Source organism: Streptomyces sp. NPDC088252, from assembly GCF_044740965.1.
Lineage (GTDB): Bacteria > Actinomycetota > Actinomycetes > Streptomycetales > Streptomycetaceae > Streptomyces.
In genome coordinates this window covers 772,629-789,327 of sequence record NZ_JBIURS010000001.1, presented here as the reverse complement: position 1 = coordinate 789,327, position 16,699 = coordinate 772,629, and the positions used below count along the sequence as shown (strand labels likewise).

The window sequence follows — 16,699 nt, the reverse complement described above, 5'->3', positions numbered from 1 at the left end:
CCGATAGCATCGCGTGGTGCCGTACGACGAGAGCGTTCCCCCCACCCCGCGCCGCCGGCCCCTGCTCGCCGCCGCGCTCGCCATCGTGTGCCTGACCGCTGCGGGCTGCGGCGCGGGCGACGACAGCGGCGGAGCGCGGGCCGAGCCCCGGCAGGGCGGCGGCGGAACCTCCGCGGCGCCGCAGCCGGCCTCGCCGTCCAGGACCGCTCCGGCTCCGGGGAGGACGTCCGCCTCCCCCGCCCCTTCGGCGAAGCCCTCCGGGTCCACGGGCGGCCGGGCCTCCGGGCCGCTGTCGGGCAGGACCGTCGTCATCGACCCCGGGCACAACCCGAACAACCGTCTGCACACCAGCGAGATCAACCGCCAGGTCGACATCGGCACCGCGCACAAGGAGTGCGACACCACCGGCACCTCGACCAACTCCGGCTATCCGGAAGCCGAGTTCACCCTGGATGTGTCGCACCGGATGCGCACGCTCCTGGAGGCACAGGGCGCACGCGTCGTGCTGACGCACGACAACGACCGTCCGTACGGCCCATGTGTCGACGAGCGGGCCCGAATCGGCAACGAGGCCAAGGCCGATGCGGTGGTCTCGGTGCACGCGGACGGTTCCGCAGCCGGCAATCGCGGTTTCCATGTGATCCTCCCCGGGCCGGTACGGGGCGGGAAGGCGGACACCACGAAGATCGTCGAGCCGTCCCGCGACCTCGGTACCCGGATCGCCGGTCTCTTCGTCCGCGATACCGGAAGTGCGCCTTCCAATTATGTCGGCGGCAATAGCGGGTTGGACATCCGCGAGGATCTGGGCGGACTTAATTTGTCGACCGTGCCCAAAGTGTTCATCGAATGCGGCAATATGCGTGACCGTGAGGACGCCGCTCTGCTCACCAGCGCGAACTGGCGCCAGAAGGCTGCGCAGGGCATTGCCGATGGCATCAGCAGTTACCTCAAGGGGTAACAAGAGGTAGTTCTGCGGCGAAATTGGGGGGAAGTGCGTCCAGGGTCCGGTCAGGGACACAGCCCTGCCCGGCAGACGATAGATTCATCCGTACGATGGGGAGCCACCCCCGAGCCTTGCGTCGTGCCCGCCGTACCCCGGCGGGCCGCAGCGACGACCACCCCGACGAGACGACCGACTAAGGATCTTTACGTGAATATGCGCTCCCTCACTCGAGGCGACGGCGTGGTGATCGGAGCAGCGGTGGTGCTGTTCATCGCCTCTTTCCTCCACCTCTACGGTTACGAATGCCCCTCGGGCCTCAACTGCTCCGGCTACTCGGCCCCGAACGCCTGGGACGCGCTCGCGGCCCTCATGAGCATCTACCTGGGCGGCATCATCGCCGCGGCGCTGGTCGTGGTGGGCCGCACCATGCCGCCCCGCAAGGTCCTCGGTTTCGAACTCGGCCAACTCGGCGCCGCCTTCAGCGTCTTCACCCTGTGGACCGCGTTCTGGTCGACCATCGACGCCAGCAACGCGGGCGCCGGTCTGATCCTCGGCCTGCTGGGCACGGCCGTGCTCGCGGTCGGCGCGGTCGGGACTCCACTGATTCCCGCGCTCAAGGCTCCACTGATGGGCGCCCCGCGCCCGCAGGCCGTGCAGTCGCCGTACGGCGGCCAGCCGCAGCCCGGCCAGGGCTACGGCTACCCCGGCGCCCAGCAGCAGCCCTACGGTGCGCAGCCGGGTCAGCAGCAGCCCTACGGCGCGCAGCCGCAGGCCGGTCAGCCCCAGCCCGGTCGGCCGGAGCCGCAGCAGGCCCAGCAGGCTCCGGCGGCCGGCGCGCCGTCCGGTGACTTCACGCCGTTCTGGTTCGCGGTGCCCGTGGCCCGCCCGCTGTACGGGGAGGACGGTTCGCCGTCGCCGATCGCCGAGCTGGCTCCGGGCACCTGGTACCTCGCGGTGGAGCAGCGCGGCGCGAGCCTCATCGCCCAGACGCAGGACGGCCGTCGTGGTGTGCTCCAGGACACCACGGGCATCCAGCGCGGCTGAGCCCACCCGCCCGCAACACGATCAGCGGCCCCTCGCCCCTTCCGGGCGGGGGGCCGCTGTCGTACTCTCCGTCCGTGCGTCGATGATCTGACGCGGCGTCAGAATCCTTGGGAGGCGGCGGAATGCGGCTCGGACTCGCGCTCGGCTACTGGGGTCGCGGCCCCGACCCGGCCCAACTGGAGCTCGTCCGTCAGGCCGAGGAGCTGGGGTACGGGTCGGTGTGGACGGCGGAGGCCTGGGGCTCCGACGCGTTCACCCCGCTGACCTGGATCGCCGCACACACCTCCCGTATCCGGCTGGGCACCGGCATCGCGCAGATGGCGGCGCGCACCCCGACCGCGACCGCGATGCACGCCCTCACCCTCGACCATCTCTCCGGCGGCCGGATGATGCTCGGCCTCGGCCTGTCCGGGCCGCAGGTGGTGGAGGGCTGGTACGGGCGCCCGTTCCCGAGGAGCCCGCTGACCGCCACCCGCGAGTACGTCGACGTCATCCGCCAGGTGCTCGGCCGTGAGGCCCCCGTCGAACTCGACGGACGCTTCCACTCCCACCCGTACAACGGTCCCGACGCCACCGGCCTGGGCAAGCCGTTGAAGTCGATCACCCATCCGTTGCGGTCCCGGCTCCCGGTACTGCTCGGGGCGGAGGGGCCGAAGAACATCGCGCAGACGACGAGGATCGCCGACGGCTGGCTGCCGCTGTACTGGTCACCGCTGCGCACCGATGTGTACGAGGCGTCGCTCACGGACCTGCCCGACGGCTTCATGATCGCGCCGATGGCCCGTGCGCGGGTCTGTGACGACGTCGCCGAGGGGCTGCTGCCGGTGAAGGCGATGCTCGGCTTCTACATCGGGGGGATGGGGCACGCGGCACGGAACTTCCACGCCGATCTGATGGCACGCATGGGGTTCGAGGAGGAGGCACGGCGGATCCAGCGGCTCTTCCTCGAAGGGCGCAAGGAGGAGGCGGTGCTGGCCGTGCCGGACGCGTTCGCCGATGAGATCTCGCTCGTCGGCCCCCGGCAACGGATAGCGGAGCGGCTGGAGTTGTGGCGCAAGGGGCCGGTGACCGATCTGCTGGTGACGGCGCCGGACCCGCATACGCTGCGGGTGCTCGCGGAACTCGACTGAGGGCTGTCCGCAATCCCTGAGGGATCGGCGCGCGGTGTCGGGTGCGGCGCATCGCAAGACGGGGGCATCCGCACACCGGACGTATTCGCTCATCCGGTCCGATCCGCACGAAGGACCCCGGGCCCCGGCCGGGCCGGGTCCGTCGGCCAGGTCCCGGTGCCGACCGGGGCGGGGCGCACCCGCCGACGTGATGCGGTGCGTTCCCAGGGCTGGGGGTCGGGGTACGTGAGGAGTTCCAGCGTGCTGCCCCAGGGAGTGCGCAGATACGCGAAGCGGTTGCGCTCCCCCGCCTCGGGGCCCGGCAGCGGCTGTGCCTCGGCGAGCAGTGAGGCGCCCGCGGCCACGCAGTCCCTCACGGCCGCGTCCAGGTCGTCGGCGTAGAGCGCCACGTGCTGCCAGCCGAAGTCGCAGGGCAGCGCCGGGGGTTCCCGGCGGGGGCCCTCGAACTCGAAGAGCTCGATGGCCGGACCGTCGCCGGGCAGGGCCAGCATCCGGATCGCCAGCTGCTGGGTGCCCGCCGGGACGCCGAGCCGCCGCTCGACGTCCAGACCGCCGAGCGGCTCGTCCTGGCGGCGCAGGGTGTCGTAGAGCACCTCGGCGCCGAACGCCCTGGTGAGGAAGAGGGTCGCGGTCTCCAGATCGGGGACCGTGACCCCGATGTGGTCGATGCCGCGCACGCTTGTGGCCGTCATGGGTTCACCGTTCCTGTCCCGGGGCCGCGCCGATGCGTCCCGTCCGCCCCGGAGCGGGCCCGCTCCGGGGTCGTGCCCGCGCGCGACCGGGCCGGCGGTTCGTCGGCCGACCAGGTGGAGACGACGTGCTCCGCCGGGACGCGGCGCTCCTCGGCGCGGGCGCAGCAGTGGATCTGCCGATCCGGCCGACCGGGCGCGTGTGCGTCGGTGTCGATGGCGAACAGGGTGCCCGCGGCGACGGCTCGGCGCAGCAGCCGACGGGGCGGGTCGAGCCGTTCCGGCCGGCTGCCGCGTTCCGACAGGAAGGCGATCCGTTTCAGGGCGCGGACGGGCTCCATCAGCACCTCCACGGGGGCCGCCGGACACACGGGCTGTCGCTTCCAGCTTGGCCCAGCACCGCCCCGTCCGCACAGCGGACGGGGCACGGTGCTCCACGGCGGCCGCTGCCGGCCTGCGGCGGCTCAGCCGAATGCGGAGTGTTCCAGCCAGAAGTCCAGCAGCTTCGCGTCCCCCAGCACCTCGACCCGGTCGCTGTCCGCCGGGAGGCGCCGGTTGAAGACCAGCAGGACGTCGGTGAGCGGGCCCCGCAGCGCCACGGTCGCCTTCTCGTGGGCCCGCCGCCAGGTGAAGCCGTCCTCGCCGAGCTCGATCAGCCACTCGGCACCGGGCACGTCCGTGGCGTGCAGATGGATCGAGCCCTTGGCGCCGGCGAGCTCGGCCGCCTTCTCGTGGCCCGCGGCCCGCACGAAGGCGACGATCTCCAGCCACTCCTCGATCGTGTCGGCCGCCAGCTCGGGTGCCACCTCGTAGCCGGTCCCGGCGGTGAGCGCGGCGTCGGCCTGGTGGACGATCGTCTCGTGCGCCATGCGACGCGCCCAGAAGCCCGTGCTGCGCTCCCAGCCCCAGGACCACACGTTCTGGTCCGGGCCGGCGGCGCGCAGGAGCTCGGCGAGCTCCGCCGCCCCGTCCGCCAGCCAGGCATCGAGCGCGGCGGGGTCGTCGCCCTCGGGCCCGAACTCCGGTCCCCGTTCGAGCGGGACCGCTTCGGTGGCCCGGGTGCGTACGATCTCGCCCACCCAGCGGTGGGCGCCGCCGACATGGACGGCGAGGTCGCGCAGGGTCCAGTCGGGGCAGGTCGGTACGGTCGCGCCGAGATCGGCGCCGTTGATCGCCTCCCTCAACGCGTCGGTGCGGCCGGTGATTTCGTCACAGTAGAGGTCGTGCGGGAGTGCGCTCATAACACGCACCCTAGTTCGATCAAGAGCCCGGGCCCCATCGATTATCCGCCGAGTTGCGACGTGGTGGGCACCTTGTCCTTCACCTCGGCGCCCGCGCTCCGGCCCGCGCCCTTGACGTTGTTGATCACGTTCTCGAAGGCGCCGATGTCGCCTTCGTCCGCGTCGCCCCTGCGCAGTTTGGGGCCGAGCCCCTTCAGCGATTCGATGCCCGCCGTCAGCGGCGCGAGCGCCTTCGACAGCAGGGGGTCGCCCTTGGCGTTGACCACGGCGGCCTTCAGCCGGTTGTACGCGAAGCCACCCGCGAGCCCGGCCTTGACCAGGGCGAACGTCCGCCCGTCGGCGCCCTTCTTGAACGTGCCCGCGCGGTACGGCTTCACGATCCACTGGTACGTCGCCCCGGCCGCGAGCCCCGCGTTGGCGACGAATCGCGTTTTGGCCAGTTTCTGCGCCTGAGCCGACGGCGTCCCGCCCGGGGACGCGGTGACGCTCGGGGACGCGGAAGGGCTCGCGCCGCCCCTGCCACCGCCGCCGCACGCGGTGGCACCCACCAGGACGACACAGGACAGCAGGAGCGGGACGAGCACACGGCGGAGCGGTACGGAAGCGTTCACGGCGGAGCTGCGCACAGCGGGCCTCCCTGACCGGGCACCTCACGGCAACCTCTACGGTGAGTGACGTCAATCGCCACGCTCCGTAAAGACTCACGCGGCTGCGGGCGGTGCGCCACTCGGGGCCGCCGTCCGGGTTTCAGCCGCCGGGAAACGGCAACCCGCAACCCATGTCTCCTCGAACAGGAACAAGAAGCGCCACCGCAGCACGCGTCATAGCCGTCGCCGCCGACATCATGGCCTTCGTCATCGGCCTGTGGATCCTCATGTACCTGCTGGACGCGAACCGGGGCAACGACCTGGTCAACGTCGTCCAGCACACCGCACGCGGGCTGGCGAGCTGGTCGTACGACCTGTTCACCTTCGACGAGGCGTGGGCCCGGGTGGTCTCCGGATACGGGCTGGCCGCCGTCGTCTACCTCTTCGTGGGTCACGCGGTGGCCGGCCGCATCCGGCGCTGAAGCCGCCCTCCGGATCAGGCCGGTCCCGCACGTCCCGGCACCGGGCCCCGCTCGCCGGTCCGGCCCGATCCGGACAGAAGCTCCCGGTGGGCCGGTGCTATCCGCAGCAGTCCGGTTCCAGCCCGCGCGGCAGCCGTTCGCCGCCGAAGACCGCGGTGGTCGCCTCGTCGCCGCCGAGCGCGGCCACCGCGAGCAGCAGCGAACCGGCGGTCCAGGTGGTGAGCTCCTCCGGCCAGAAGGCCCGGTTGCCCTCGAAGACGTACCCCGTCCAGTACATGCCGCCGTCGGCGCGCAGGTGCTGGATGGACTGGAGGATCTCCAGCGCCCGGTCGGACTCGCCCATCACCCAGAGCGCCAGGGCGAGTTCGCAGCTCTCCCCGCCGGTCACCCACGGGTTGGGCAGCACACAGCGCACCCCGACGCCGGGCACCACGAAACGGTCCCAGCCCTCCTCCACCCGCTCCTTGGCGGCCGCTCCGGTGAGCGCGCCGCCCAGGACCGGGTAGTACCAGTCCATCGAGTAGCGGCTCTTGTCCAGGAAGCGTTCCGGATGGCTGCGGATCGCGTGGGCCAGCGCACCGGTCGCCAACTCCCAGTCCGGCTGCGGCTCCTCGCGCCGTTCGGCGAGGGCGAGTGCACAGCGCAGCGCCTGGTGGATGGAGGAACAGCCGGTCAGCAGCGCGTCGTCGACGGGGGTTCCGTCGGCTTCGCGCTTCCAGCCGATCTGGCCGCCGGGCCGCTGGAGCCGCAGCACGAATTCGACGGCGGCGTAGACGGTCGGCCACATCCGGTCGACGAACGCGTCGTCGCCGGTGGCGAGGTAGTGGTGCCAGACGCCGACGGCCACGTACGCGCAGAAGTTGGTCTCCAGGCCCCGGTCGGTCGGCCGTTCCGGGTCACCGTCGTGGTACGCGGCGTACCAGGAGCCGTCCTCGTTCTGATGCCGGGCCAGCCAGTCGTACGCCCGCTCCGCGGCGGCGTGCTCGCCCGCCGCGTCGAGGGCCATGGCGGCCTCGGTGTGGTCCCACGGGTCGAGGTGGTGGCCGCGGAACCAGGGCAGCGCACCGTTCTCGCACTGCGCGGCGAGGAGGGCGGCGACGGTCTCGGCGGCCTGCTCGGCGGTGAGGACTCCGGGCAGTACGAGGTGTTCTGTCTGCTCGGGAACGGTCACGCCTCGGCCTTGGAGAGATCCTCGGCGGTGGCCGCGGGCAGGTGCGGCTTGGTCGCGTACGCCACGAAGCTCTTGCCGACGACCGGGTTGAGCAGTTGTTCGGCGACCCGGGTGACGGCCGGCTTCTTCATGATGTCCCAGACCAGCAGCTTGTGGTACGCGCGGACCGGCAGCGACTTGTCGTTGTCCACGCCGAACGCGCACTTGAGCCACCAGTACGGCGAGTGCAGGGCGTGGGCATGGTGGGTGCCGTACGGCTTGAGGCCGGCGCCGCGTATCTTGCCGAGCAGTTCGTCGGCCTTGTAGATGCGGATGTGGCCGCCCTCGACCTCGTGGTACGCGTCGGAGAGCGTCCAGCAGACCTTCTCGGGGCCGTAGCGCGGCACGGTGATCGCGATCCGGCCGCCGGGCCTGAGCACCCGGACCATCTCGGCGAGCACGCCCTTGTCGTCGGGGATGTGCTCCATCACCTCGGAGATGATCACGACGTCGAAGGACTCGTCGGGGAACGGCAGATTGAGCGCGTCGCCCTCCATCGCGGTGGCGGTGGCGCCCTCGGGCGCCTCCCCGGCCTCCTTCATCGCGGCGAACCACTTCGCGACCTCGCGGATCTCCTCGTCGTTCCGGTCGAGGGCCACGACCTGGGCGCCGCGCCGGTAGCACTCGAAGGCGTGGCGTCCGGCGCCGCAGCCCAGGTCGAGCACTCGGTCACCTGCGGCGAGCGGGAAGCGGGTGAAGTCCACGGTCAGCACGAATGCCTGCTTTCGCGGTTGAGGGGGTCAGAGGGCGGGGACAGCGTGGGCGGACTGCGGGGTCACCGTCGGCCGCCGGGGCGCGTGGTGCCCGCGCGGGCGGCGATCGCCTCGCGGTACAGGGCGGCGGTGCCGATGGCGGCCTGCTTCCAGGTGAACCGGGACAGCACCCGGGCGCGGCCCGCGGCGCCGAGCCGGGCGCGCAGTTCCGGATCGCCGAGCAGCCGGGCGAGCGCGTCGCCCAGTGCCCCGGCGTCGGCGGGCGGGACGGCCAGGCAGGTCTCACCGTCCGGGCCCGCGACCTCGGGGATCGCGCCGCCGGTGGTGGCGACCAGCGGCGTGCCGGTGGCCATGGCCTCGGCAGCGGGCAGCGAGAACCCCTCGTAGAGCGAGGGGACGCAGGCGACCTGCGCGCTGCGCACCAGGTCGACGAGTTCGGCGTCGCTGATGCCCTTGACGAATTCGACGGCGTCCTGGAGTCCGTGCCGCTCGATGGCCTGCGCCACCGGTCCGTCCTCGGCCCGCTTGCCGACGACCACGAGGTGCGCCCGCGGGTTCTCGGTGCGGAGCTTGGCGAGCGCCTCGACGAGGTGGACGAGGCCCTTCAGCGGGACGTCGGCGCTGGAGGTGGTGACGATCCGGCCGGGGACCTCGGCGACGGACGGATCGGGCGACCACAGCTCGGTGTCCGCGCCGATGTGCACCACATGGATGCGGTCCTCGCGCACCCCGAGGTGGTCGACGATCTCCTGCTTGGAGGAGCCGGAGACGGTGAGCACCGACGGCAGCCGGCGTGCGACCCGCTTCTGCATGCGGGTGAAGGCGTACCAGCGGCGCACGGAGGCGCGTCGGCGACGGGTCGCGGCGGCGTCCAGGTCCAACTGCCGGTCGACCGTGATGGGGTGATGGATCGTGGTGACGAGCGGGGCACCGAGGTCCGCCAACAGCCCGTAGCCGAGGGTCTGGTTGTCGTGGATGACGTCGAACTCGCCGCGTCGGGCCGCGAGATGGCGTCGGGCACGGAGGCTGAAGGTGAGCGGCTCCGGGAAGCCGCCGGTCCACATGGTGGCGACCTCGGCGGCGTCGATCCAGTCCCGGTACTCGCCGCGTTTCGGGGTGCGGAAGGGGTCGGGCTGGCGGTAGAGGTCCAGGCTCGGCAGCTCGGTGAGCGGGACGCCCTCGTCGAGCACCGGATAGGGCTGGGCGCCGATCACCTCGACGCTGTGGCCGAGGCGGGCGAGCTCACGGCCGAGGTGGCGCACATAGACGCCCTGGCCGCCGCAGAAAGGATTTCCCTTGTAGGTGAGGAGTGCGATGCGCAGCGGGCGTTCGCCGGGGCTGCCCGACACGTCGCTGCCCGTGCGGGGGCCCGACTCTATGGCCTCAGCGGTCACACTCGGCCCCCTTCTCACTGCGTGTTCGCCGGAGCGTAACCGCTCACGCTAATCTAGAACAAGTTTCAGACTGGATCGTTCAATGAGCTACGAATCTACCGGCAGGTAGCGTCGGCGCAACGGCCGGACCGGGTGATTCGCGCCACGGCCCGGCACCCTGGCATGCTGTGCGCCGCCGGGAGACCGAGCGCCTCCCTCCGGTCGCGGACAGAAGCCATGGATGGGGACACATGACAGCGGAAGCCAGGCCGGCATCGCCGCCGCTGACGGAACGCCAGGAGGCCCGTCGCCGCCGCATCCTGCACGCCAGCGCCCAGCTCGCCAGCAGGGGCGGATTCGAGGCGGTGCAGATGCGTGAGGTCGCGGAGGCCGCCGAGGTCGCCCTGGGCACGCTGTACCGCTACTTCCCCTCGAAGATCCATCTGCTGGTCGCCACCATGCAGGACCAGCTCCAGCACATGCACACGACGCTGCACAAACGCCCCCCGGCCGGGGACGGCGCGGCGCAGCGGGTCGCCGACACCCTGATGCGGGCGTTCCGCGCACTGCAGCGCGAACCGCATCTGGCGGACGCGATGGTACGGGCGCTGACCTTCGCGGACCGCAGCGTCAGCCCGGAGGTGGACACCGTCTCGCGGATCACGACGACGATCATCCTGGACGCGATGGGCCTGGAGCATCCGACGCCGGAGCAGCTGTCCGCGGTCCGGGTCATCGAGCACACCTGGCACTCCGCACTCATCACCTGGCTGTCGGGGCGGGCGTCGATCGCCCAGGTGAAGATAGACATCGAGACGGTGTGCCGGCTGATCGACGTGACGGCTCCCCCGGACGCGTCGCGGCGTTCCGACGCGACCTGACAGGTTCATCACACACCCCTCACCGTTCTGTCCGAAAGCACCACAAACCTCTCCTTAACATGGTCATGACCAGCATCGATGGAGAGGAAGACATGACTGAACAGTCAGGCAGCACGGGCGTCCCAGCGGGGGCACAGGCCCCGGGAGGGCCGGGTTACGGCGTCCAGCCCCCGCCCGGCTACGGCTACCCCGGTGGTGCCTCGCTGCCCAGCGGCAAGGCGACGGCCTCGATGGTGCTCGGCATCCTCGGGCTGGTGCTGATCCCGATCATCCTGCCGATCATCGCGCTGTGCCTCGGCGTCTCGGCCCGGCGCAGCGCCGACCGGGGCGAGGGCGGCGGCCGTGGCATGGCGACCGCCGGAATGGTGATGGGCATCATCGGCATCGCGTTCGCCGCAGTCGGCTTCACCGTCGCCACGCTCCAGGCGATCGGCGCCGCGTGACGGGCCACCGCCCGCGGGACTGACGCTCACACTTCCCGCGCCGCGCCGCGCCCCAGGACCGGATCCCGTCCCGGGGGCGCGGCCCACGGCCCCGCCCCATGTGCGGCCCCCACATGCGCACCACGTCAGGTGGGGTGCCCTGCACCATGTCGACGACGGCAGGGTGTTCATACGGTTCGGCGACATCACATGAACACGCCGAGGAGCCGGTCATCATGCGTCGCAGAGCCACAGGCACCGTCCGTCGTCACAGATCCCTCTCCGTCGCCGTCGCACTGGCCTCGGCCGCTCTTCTGCTGGCCGGGTGCACCGCCGCCGGGAAGGCGGGCGAGGCCGATTCCGCGTCCGGGAAGGACGCGAAGAACCAGACCGTCAAGGTGGGCCTGGTCTACTCCCGTACGGGGCTGCTCGCGGACTACGGGAAGCAGTACCGCGACGGGTTCATGGCGGGCCTGGACCACGCGACGAAGGGCACCGGCAAGGTCGCCGGGCACCGTATCGAGGTCACCGAGCAGGACGACGCGGGCGACCCGGGCAAGGCGGTCGCCGCGGCCAAGAACCTCATCGGCAAGGGCTACAAGGTGCTGGCCGGCACCACCGATTCCGGGGTGGCCCTCCAGATGGCGCCGCTCGCCGCCCAGAACAAGGTGCTGTACATCAGCGGCCCGGCCGCCACCGACGCCGTCACCGGGATCAACGACTACACCTTCCGCTCGGGCCGGCAGTCCTACCAGGACATCCTCACCGCCGGGGCGATGCTCGGCGAGGCCAAGGGCAAGAAGGTCACGGTGCTGGCCCAGGACTCCACCTTCGGCCAGGCCAACGTCGCCGCCGTGAAGGCCGTCCTCGGGGCCGAGGGCGCGAAGGTGGGCTCCGTGCTGGCTCCGCCCAGTGCCACGGACCTGACCCCCTTCGCCCGGCAGGTCAAGGCGGGCAGACCCGATCTGGTCTTCGTCGCCTGGGCCGGGTCCACCGCGCCGGCGCTGTGGACCGCGCTGGACCAGCAGGGCGTGCTGAGCGCGAGCAAGGTCGTCACCGGCCTCGCCGGAACGGCCTCGTACCCGGTCTTCGGGAACGCCGGTTCCAAGGTGTCGTTCCTGGCGCACTACTTCCCCGGCGCGGGCGGCGGCAACGCCGTGGAGAAGTCCATGCTCGACTCGGTCACCGAGGCGGGCGGCACCCCGGACCTGTTCACCCCCGACGGCTTCACCGCGGCACAGATGGTCGTGCGCGCCGTGCAGGAGGGCGGCGCCACCGACTCCGCCGCCATGGTCAAGGCCCTGGAGGGCTGGAGCTTCGACGGAGTGAAGGGCGAGGAGCAGATCCGTGCGGAGGACCACGCACTGGTGCAACCGATGTTCGTCGCGAAGCTCCGGGGGAAGGGGGCCGGTGCCCGGCCGGAGCTGGTGGGCACCGAGCCGATGGACAAGGTGGCGCCGCCCGTGAAGCCCTCGGCGGGCTGACCGATGGCCGCACCGGACACCACCGCAGAGCAAGCGGCCGGGGCGCGGACCACCGCCCCGGTGCTCCGGCTGACCGGCCTCGGCTGGGGCGTCGGCGGGGCGACGATCGTCGAGGACGTCACCCTCGGCGTCCACGAGGGCGAGTTCCTCGCCTTCATCGGCCCCAACGGGGCGGGCAAGACCTCACTGTTCAACCTGATCAGCGGGCTGACCATGGCCACGTCGGGCACGATCGAGCTGGACGGCAGGGACATGACGGACCGCCCCGCGCACGCGCGGGCGAGGCGCGGCATCGGCCGCACGTTCCAGACGTCCAGCCTCTGGCCGGGGATGACCGTGGCCGACCACGTCCGGCTCGCCGCGCAGGCCGCCGGGGGCGGTTCGTACCGGCTGTGGCGGCGCGCCCGCCCGTACACGGCCGAGGTGGCCGGCGTACTGGAACGCACCGGCCTCGGCCACCGGGCCGAGGTGCCGGCGTCCGAGTTGTCGCACGGCGAGAAGCGGAAGCTGGAGCTGGCGGTGCTGCTGGTGGGCGAGCCGCGGCTGATGCTGCTGGACGAGCCGATGGCCGGGGTCAGCGCCGAGGAGGTCCCCGCCCTGACCGAACTCATCCGCACCCTGCACCGGGACGAGGGCCGCACCGTCCTGATGGTCGAGCACCACATGGACGTGCTGCTGGGTCTGGCCGACCGGCTCGCCGTGATGCACCACGGACGGCTGCTGGCGCTGGACACCCCCGACGCCGTGACCACCGACCCGACCGTGCAACAGGCCTACCTCGGGGAGGGGTTGTGACCACGGGGACCCTGCTCGCCGTACGGGACCTGCGGGTCCTGATCGGCGGCCGGCACATCCTGCACGGAGTGGACCTGGACGTCGCCCGGCACGGGGTGACCGCGCTCCTCGGCCGCAACGGCGCGGGCAAGACGACGACCGTGCGCGGCGTCCTCGGCCTCGTCCCGCGCACCGGCAGCGTGCTGCTGGACGGCGAGGAGACCGTGTCGATGCCCACCCACACCATGGTGCGGCTGGGCATCGGCTACGCCCCCGAGGACCGGGGTGTCTTCGCCGGGCTGACCGTGGCGGAGAACCTGCGCCTGGCCGAGCGGCGCGGCGCGGACGAGCCCGCCTACCCGCTCGTCCATGAACTCTTTCCCGAACTGAAGTCACGGGAGCGGCAGTTGGCCGGGACGCTGTCCGGCGGCCAGCAGCAGATGGTGGCCATCGGGCGGACACTCCTGAACGGAAACCGGCTGATCATCGCCGATGAACCCACCAAGGGCCTGGCGCCCAAGGTGGTCACCGAGGTCGCCCAGGTGCTGGAGCGGGCCGCCGAGGCGGTGCCGGTACTGCTCGTGGAGCAGAACCTGGCCGTCGTGCGACGCCTGGCCGAGCACTGTGCGGTGCTCGCCGACGGCCGGACGGCCCATCAGGGGCCGGCCACCGAGCTGCTGGGCGACGCGGAGGCGGCTCGCAGGCTGCTCGGCGTGGGCCACGGCCCGCTCACCGCACACACCGTGGAGGCGGATTCCTGATGTCCACCGTCGTCCTGCTCACCATGACCGGGCTCGGTCTGGGGGCGCTCTACTTCCTGATCGCGTCGGGACTCTCACTGATCTTCGGCCTGATGGACGTGCTCAACTTCGCGCACGGGGCGCTGCTCTCCATCGGCGCGTACGGCACCTGGTGGGCGGCGTCCGGTCATCTGCCGGGCGCCGGGCCGGGCGGAGCGGGTTTCGTCCTCGCGGTCCTGTTCGGTACGGCGGTGGGCACCGCCGCCGCCGTGCTGCTGGAACTCGCCGTCGTCCGCCCGCTCTACACCCGGCCGCGCGAGCAGGTGCTCGCCACGGTCGGGGTGGGGCTCGCCGTCCCCGCGCTGCTGTCGGGGATCTGGGGCTCGGACGCCCGGACCTTCCCCGGGCCGAGGGCGCTGTCCGGCACCTTCGGCCTGCTCGGCGCGCAGGTCCCGGTCAACCGGCTGGTACTGGTCGCGGCGGCGGTCGTCGTCCTCGTGGCGCTGCGGCTCTTCCTCGGCCGTACCCGGCACGGTCTGGTGGTGCGGGCCGGGGTCGAGGACCGGGCGATGGTCACCGCCCTCGGCATCGACGTGCGGCGGGCGTTCACACTCGTCTTCGCGATCGGTGGCTGCGCCGCCGCGCTCGGCGGGGCGCTGGGCGGACTGTACTTCGGTTCGGTCGACCCCCGACAGGGCACCTCGCTGCTGATCTTCGCGTTCGTCGTCGTGGTCACCGGAGGCATGGGCTCGGTGACCGGCGCCGCCGTGGCGTCCGTCGTCATCGGCCTGGTCCAGCAGTTCGCCAACTACTACACCGCAGCGGGTCTCGGCGACCTGGCCGTCGTCGTCCTGCTCGCCGCGCTGCTGCTTCTGCGTCCGCGCGGACTGACCGGGAGGCTCGCGTGAGCACCGCCACCGAGACACACGACCGCACCGGCGACCGGCACACGGTCGCGCCGGCGCCCGGGAACACCGCCCGGCTGCTGCGCCGCTGGTGGCCCGCCGCAGCCCTGCCGGTCCTCGCCGTCGCGCCATACAGCGCGCTGCCGCTGCCCGGCCTCCTGGACGGACCCCTCGGCAGCCCGGGAAGTCTGCAACTCCTGGCCACCTGCCTGCTGTTCGGCGCCCTGGCGACCGGATACGACCTGCTTCTCGGCCGCACCGGGCTGCTCTCCTTCGGGCATGCGCTCTACTTCGCCGTGGGCAGTTACGCCACCAACATGTTCCTACTGGAGGCGGGCCTTCCGTTCGCTGTCTCCGCGCTGCTGGGCCTCTGCTCCGGGATCGTGCTCGCGCTGGTGCTGGGATCGGTGAGCCTGCGGGTCACCGGCATCGGCTTCTCCATGGTGACGCTGGCCTTCGCCCAGGCGGGCTCGATCCTGGTCTCGCGCAACCCCGGCGGCCTCACCGGCGGCGAGGAGGGACGGGCCGCCCCCGCCGATCTGCTGCCGTCCGGGCTCGTCGGCATCGAGCACACCGCGAACCTCTACTGGGTGGCGCTCGCCTACCTCGTCCTCACCCTCGCCGTCGTCCACTGGGCGGTCCGCTCCCCCACCGGCCGCGTCTGGGAGGGCATCAGGGAGAACGAACGCCGGGTGGAGGTGCTGGGGCTGAAGCCGTACGGATTCAAGCTGACGGCCTTCGTCCTGGCGGGTGCGCTGGCCGCGCTGGGCGGACTCGTGCATCTGCTGCTCACCGGCGGCTCGACCCCGCAGACGACCACCTCCGACTTCACGCTGTCCCTGCTGGTGATGGTGGTGCTGGGCGGATCGGGCACCCGCTGGGGCCCGATGGTCGGCGGCATCCTCTACACCTGGGCCGATCACCGGCTCGGCGACCTGGCCGGGTCGGGCGCGGTCGCCGACCTGCCCGCGGTGCTGCGGGTGCCGCTCTCCCAGCCGCTGTTCCTGCTGGGTGTGCTGTTCGTGGCCGTGGTACACCTGCTGCCCGGCGGCCTCGCCCGGCTGCCCTCCCGACTGGCCGCGGTACGCCGCGGGCCCACCGCCACCGAAACGCTCCCGGCCGTGCAGGCCCGGAAGGAGAACGGACGCCCGTGATTCCGTACGAAGAGATTCAGGTCCCCGTGACCGGGGGCGAGCTGGCGGTACTGCGGTGGCCCGCCACCGATCCGGGCGCGCCGGCCGTCGTCGCCCTGCACGGCATCACGGCCAACGCGCTGTCCTGGGCCGCGGTGGCGAGACGGCTGGAGGGCCGCCTCACCCTGATCGCCCCGGATCTGCGCGGCCGGGCCGGGAGTTCGGCCCTGCCGGGGCCGTACGGGATCGCCGCGCACACCGATGACGCCGCCGCGCTGGCCGAGGCGCTGGGGCTGGACCGGGTGGTGCTGGCGGGCCATTCGATGGGCGCGTTCGTGGCGGCGCTGGCCGCCGTACGGCATCCGGAGCGGTTCGGGCCGCTGCTGCTGGTCGACGGCGGCATCGGCTTCCCCGCCCCCACGCACCTCTCCCCGGACGAACTGATGACCGCCGTGATCGGCCCGGCCATGGACCGCCTGTCGATGACCTTCCCCGACCGGGCCGCGTACCGCTCGTTCTGGCAGGCGCACCCCGCGTTCGCGGCCGCCTGGTCGGCCGAGGTGGACGCGTACATCCAGCGGGACCTGACCGGGGACGAACCCGCCATGCGCTCGACCTGCCGGATCGAGGCGGTACGCACCGACGGCATCGGCCTCTTCGACGAGGAGGTGCTGACGGCGGTCCGGAAGCTGCCCGCCCCGGCGACGCTGCTGTGGGCGCAGCGGGGGCTGATGGACGAGGAGCAGGGCCTGTACGACGAGACCCGCCTCGCGGCGGCCGGACTCGGCGACACGGAGGTGACGCCGGTGCCGGTGCGGGACGTCAACCACTACACGCTGCTGACGGGCGACACGGGCGCGGAGGAGATCGCCCGCCGCCTGCTGGCCCTGACCGGGACCCCGAGCGCGTCCGACGCCACCGCCCCGCCCAGGGCCTGAGCACCCCCGC

The 16,699-nt window shown here is 72.2% G+C and carries 18 protein-coding genes and 1 pseudogene; 12 read left to right on the top strand and 7 right to left on the bottom strand.

All coding sequences use genetic code 11. The annotated features are described in order from the left end of the window. Positions 1–16: 16 nt before the first annotated feature. From ACIOHC_RS03500 to ACIOHC_RS03490, 3 genes are all read left to right on the top strand, one after another. A complete protein-coding gene (locus ACIOHC_RS03500; protein WP_351079633.1) occupies positions 17–958 on the top strand; it encodes an N-acetylmuramoyl-L-alanine amidase in 942 nt (313 codons plus the stop codon). A 192-nt stretch (positions 959–1,150) separates the two neighbouring features. Next, positions 1,151–1,987 (top strand): hypothetical protein, encoded by an 837-nt coding sequence (locus ACIOHC_RS03495; protein ID WP_351079630.1) that lies wholly within the window; start codon positions 1,151–1,153, stop codon positions 1,985–1,987. Between the two features lie 122 nt (positions 1,988–2,109). Then, the gene (locus ACIOHC_RS03490) at positions 2,110–3,117 is read left to right on the top strand and encodes an LLM class F420-dependent oxidoreductase (RefSeq protein ID WP_351079627.1); all 1,008 of its coding nucleotides are present in this window, start codon (positions 2,110–2,112) and stop codon (positions 3,115–3,117) included. An 89-nt stretch (positions 3,118–3,206) separates the two neighbouring features. On the opposite strand, the gene ACIOHC_RS03485 is transcribed toward ACIOHC_RS03490, so the two are convergent. The 4 genes and pseudogenes from ACIOHC_RS03485 to ACIOHC_RS03470 form a co-directional block, all read right to left on the bottom strand. Beyond that, positions 3,207–3,809 carry a VOC family protein gene (locus ACIOHC_RS03485; RefSeq protein ID WP_351079624.1) on the bottom strand — a complete coding sequence of 201 codons (603 nt, stop codon included), beginning with the start codon at positions 3,807–3,809 and terminating at the stop codon, positions 3,207–3,209. Further along, a pseudogene (locus ACIOHC_RS03480) lies at positions 3,806–4,105 on the bottom strand (histidinol phosphatase); the annotation flags it as partial. The pseudogene ACIOHC_RS03480 and the gene ACIOHC_RS03485, both read right to left, overlap by 4 nt. Before the next feature lie 165 nt (positions 4,106–4,270). Then, complete coding sequence (locus ACIOHC_RS03475; RefSeq protein WP_351079621.1) at positions 4,271–5,047, bottom strand: maleylpyruvate isomerase family mycothiol-dependent enzyme; 777 nt, start codon at positions 5,045–5,047, stop codon at positions 4,271–4,273. Between the two features lie 41 nt (positions 5,048–5,088). Next, entirely contained in the window at positions 5,089–5,658 is a 570-nt protein-coding gene (locus tag ACIOHC_RS03470) for a hypothetical protein (RefSeq protein ID WP_351079730.1), read from the bottom strand. A 167-nt stretch (positions 5,659–5,825) separates the two neighbouring features. Between ACIOHC_RS03470 and ACIOHC_RS03465 the strand changes: the two genes are divergently transcribed. Then, positions 5,826–6,116, top strand: coding sequence for a hypothetical protein (locus ACIOHC_RS03465; RefSeq protein ID WP_351079618.1), 291 nt, complete (start codon positions 5,826–5,828; stop codon positions 6,114–6,116). 97 nt (positions 6,117–6,213) lie between these two features. On the opposite strand, the gene ACIOHC_RS03460 is transcribed toward ACIOHC_RS03465, so the two are convergent. The 3 genes from ACIOHC_RS03460 to ACIOHC_RS03450 all read right to left on the bottom strand — a co-directional run bounded on the left by ACIOHC_RS03460 (position 6,214) and on the right by ACIOHC_RS03450 (position 9,433). Beyond that, entirely contained in the window at positions 6,214–7,287 is a 1,074-nt protein-coding gene (locus ACIOHC_RS03460) for a prenyltransferase (RefSeq protein ID WP_351079615.1), read from the bottom strand. Beyond that, entirely contained in the window at positions 7,284–8,039 is a 756-nt protein-coding gene (locus ACIOHC_RS03455) for a class I SAM-dependent methyltransferase (RefSeq protein WP_351079612.1), read from the bottom strand. Before ACIOHC_RS03455 ends, ACIOHC_RS03460 begins: the two co-directional genes overlap by 4 nt. 62 nt (positions 8,040–8,101) lie before the next feature. Continuing rightward, positions 8,102–9,433: a glycosyltransferase family 4 protein gene (locus ACIOHC_RS03450; RefSeq protein ID WP_351079609.1), complete on the bottom strand. Its 1,332-nt coding sequence runs from the start codon at positions 9,431–9,433 to the stop codon at positions 8,102–8,104. 230 nt (positions 9,434–9,663) lie between these two features. Here ACIOHC_RS03450 and ACIOHC_RS03445 point away from each other — a divergent pair, with 230 nt between their 5' ends. From ACIOHC_RS03445 to ACIOHC_RS03410, 8 genes are all read left to right on the top strand, one after another. Further along, on the top strand, positions 9,664–10,293 hold the full coding sequence (locus ACIOHC_RS03445; protein WP_351079606.1) for a TetR family transcriptional regulator: 630 nt from the start codon (positions 9,664–9,666) through the stop codon (positions 10,291–10,293). Between the two features lie 92 nt (positions 10,294–10,385). Beyond that, complete coding sequence (locus ACIOHC_RS03440) at positions 10,386–10,736, top strand: DUF4190 domain-containing protein (protein WP_351079603.1); 351 nt, start codon at positions 10,386–10,388, stop codon at positions 10,734–10,736. Positions 10,737–10,951: 215 nt separating this feature from the next. Next, a complete protein-coding gene (locus ACIOHC_RS03435) occupies positions 10,952–12,199 on the top strand; it encodes a substrate-binding domain-containing protein (protein WP_351079600.1) in 1,248 nt (415 codons plus the stop codon). Between the two features lie 3 nt (positions 12,200–12,202). Further along, positions 12,203–12,994 (top strand): ABC transporter ATP-binding protein, encoded by a 792-nt coding sequence (locus tag ACIOHC_RS03430; RefSeq protein WP_351079597.1) that lies wholly within the window; start codon positions 12,203–12,205, stop codon positions 12,992–12,994. Continuing rightward, positions 12,991–13,734 (top strand): ABC transporter ATP-binding protein, encoded by a 744-nt coding sequence (locus tag ACIOHC_RS03425; RefSeq protein WP_351079594.1) that lies wholly within the window; start codon positions 12,991–12,993, stop codon positions 13,732–13,734. Before ACIOHC_RS03430 ends, ACIOHC_RS03425 begins: the two co-directional genes overlap by 4 nt. Next, positions 13,734–14,621: a branched-chain amino acid ABC transporter permease gene (locus ACIOHC_RS03420; protein WP_351079591.1), complete on the top strand. Its 888-nt coding sequence runs from the start codon at positions 13,734–13,736 to the stop codon at positions 14,619–14,621. Before ACIOHC_RS03425 ends, ACIOHC_RS03420 begins: the two co-directional genes overlap by 1 nt. Next, a complete protein-coding gene (locus tag ACIOHC_RS03415; protein ID WP_351079588.1) occupies positions 14,618–15,772 on the top strand; it encodes a branched-chain amino acid ABC transporter permease in 1,155 nt (384 codons plus the stop codon). Before ACIOHC_RS03420 ends, ACIOHC_RS03415 begins: the two co-directional genes overlap by 4 nt. Further along, positions 15,769–16,689 (top strand): alpha/beta hydrolase, encoded by a 921-nt coding sequence (locus ACIOHC_RS03410; protein WP_351079585.1) that lies wholly within the window; start codon positions 15,769–15,771, stop codon positions 16,687–16,689. Before ACIOHC_RS03415 ends, ACIOHC_RS03410 begins: the two co-directional genes overlap by 4 nt. Positions 16,690–16,699: the final 10 nt, after the last annotated feature.

Bases quoted from the DNA above. Each gene is read 5' to 3' on its own strand.
- ACIOHC_RS03490 (WP_351079627.1), top strand. From the start codon at position 2,110: ATGCGGCTCGGACTCGCGCTCGGCTACTGGGGTCGCGGCCCCGACCCG.
- ACIOHC_RS03485 (WP_351079624.1), bottom strand. From the start codon at position 3,809: ATGACGGCCACAAGCGTGCGCGGCATCGACCACATCGGGGTCACGGTC.
- ACIOHC_RS03475 (WP_351079621.1), bottom strand. From the start codon at position 5,047: ATGAGCGCACTCCCGCACGACCTCTACTGTGACGAAATCACCGGCCGC.
- ACIOHC_RS03465 (WP_351079618.1), top strand. From the start codon at position 5,826: ATGTCTCCTCGAACAGGAACAAGAAGCGCCACCGCAGCACGCGTCATA.
- ACIOHC_RS03445 (WP_351079606.1), top strand. From the start codon at position 9,664: ATGACAGCGGAAGCCAGGCCGGCATCGCCGCCGCTGACGGAACGCCAG.
- ACIOHC_RS03440 (WP_351079603.1), top strand. From the start codon at position 10,386: ATGACTGAACAGTCAGGCAGCACGGGCGTCCCAGCGGGGGCACAGGCC.
- ACIOHC_RS03435 (WP_351079600.1), top strand. From the start codon at position 10,952: ATGCGTCGCAGAGCCACAGGCACCGTCCGTCGTCACAGATCCCTCTCC.
- ACIOHC_RS03430 (WP_351079597.1), top strand. From the start codon at position 12,203: ATGGCCGCACCGGACACCACCGCAGAGCAAGCGGCCGGGGCGCGGACC.
- ACIOHC_RS03420 (WP_351079591.1), top strand. From the start codon at position 13,734: ATGTCCACCGTCGTCCTGCTCACCATGACCGGGCTCGGTCTGGGGGCG.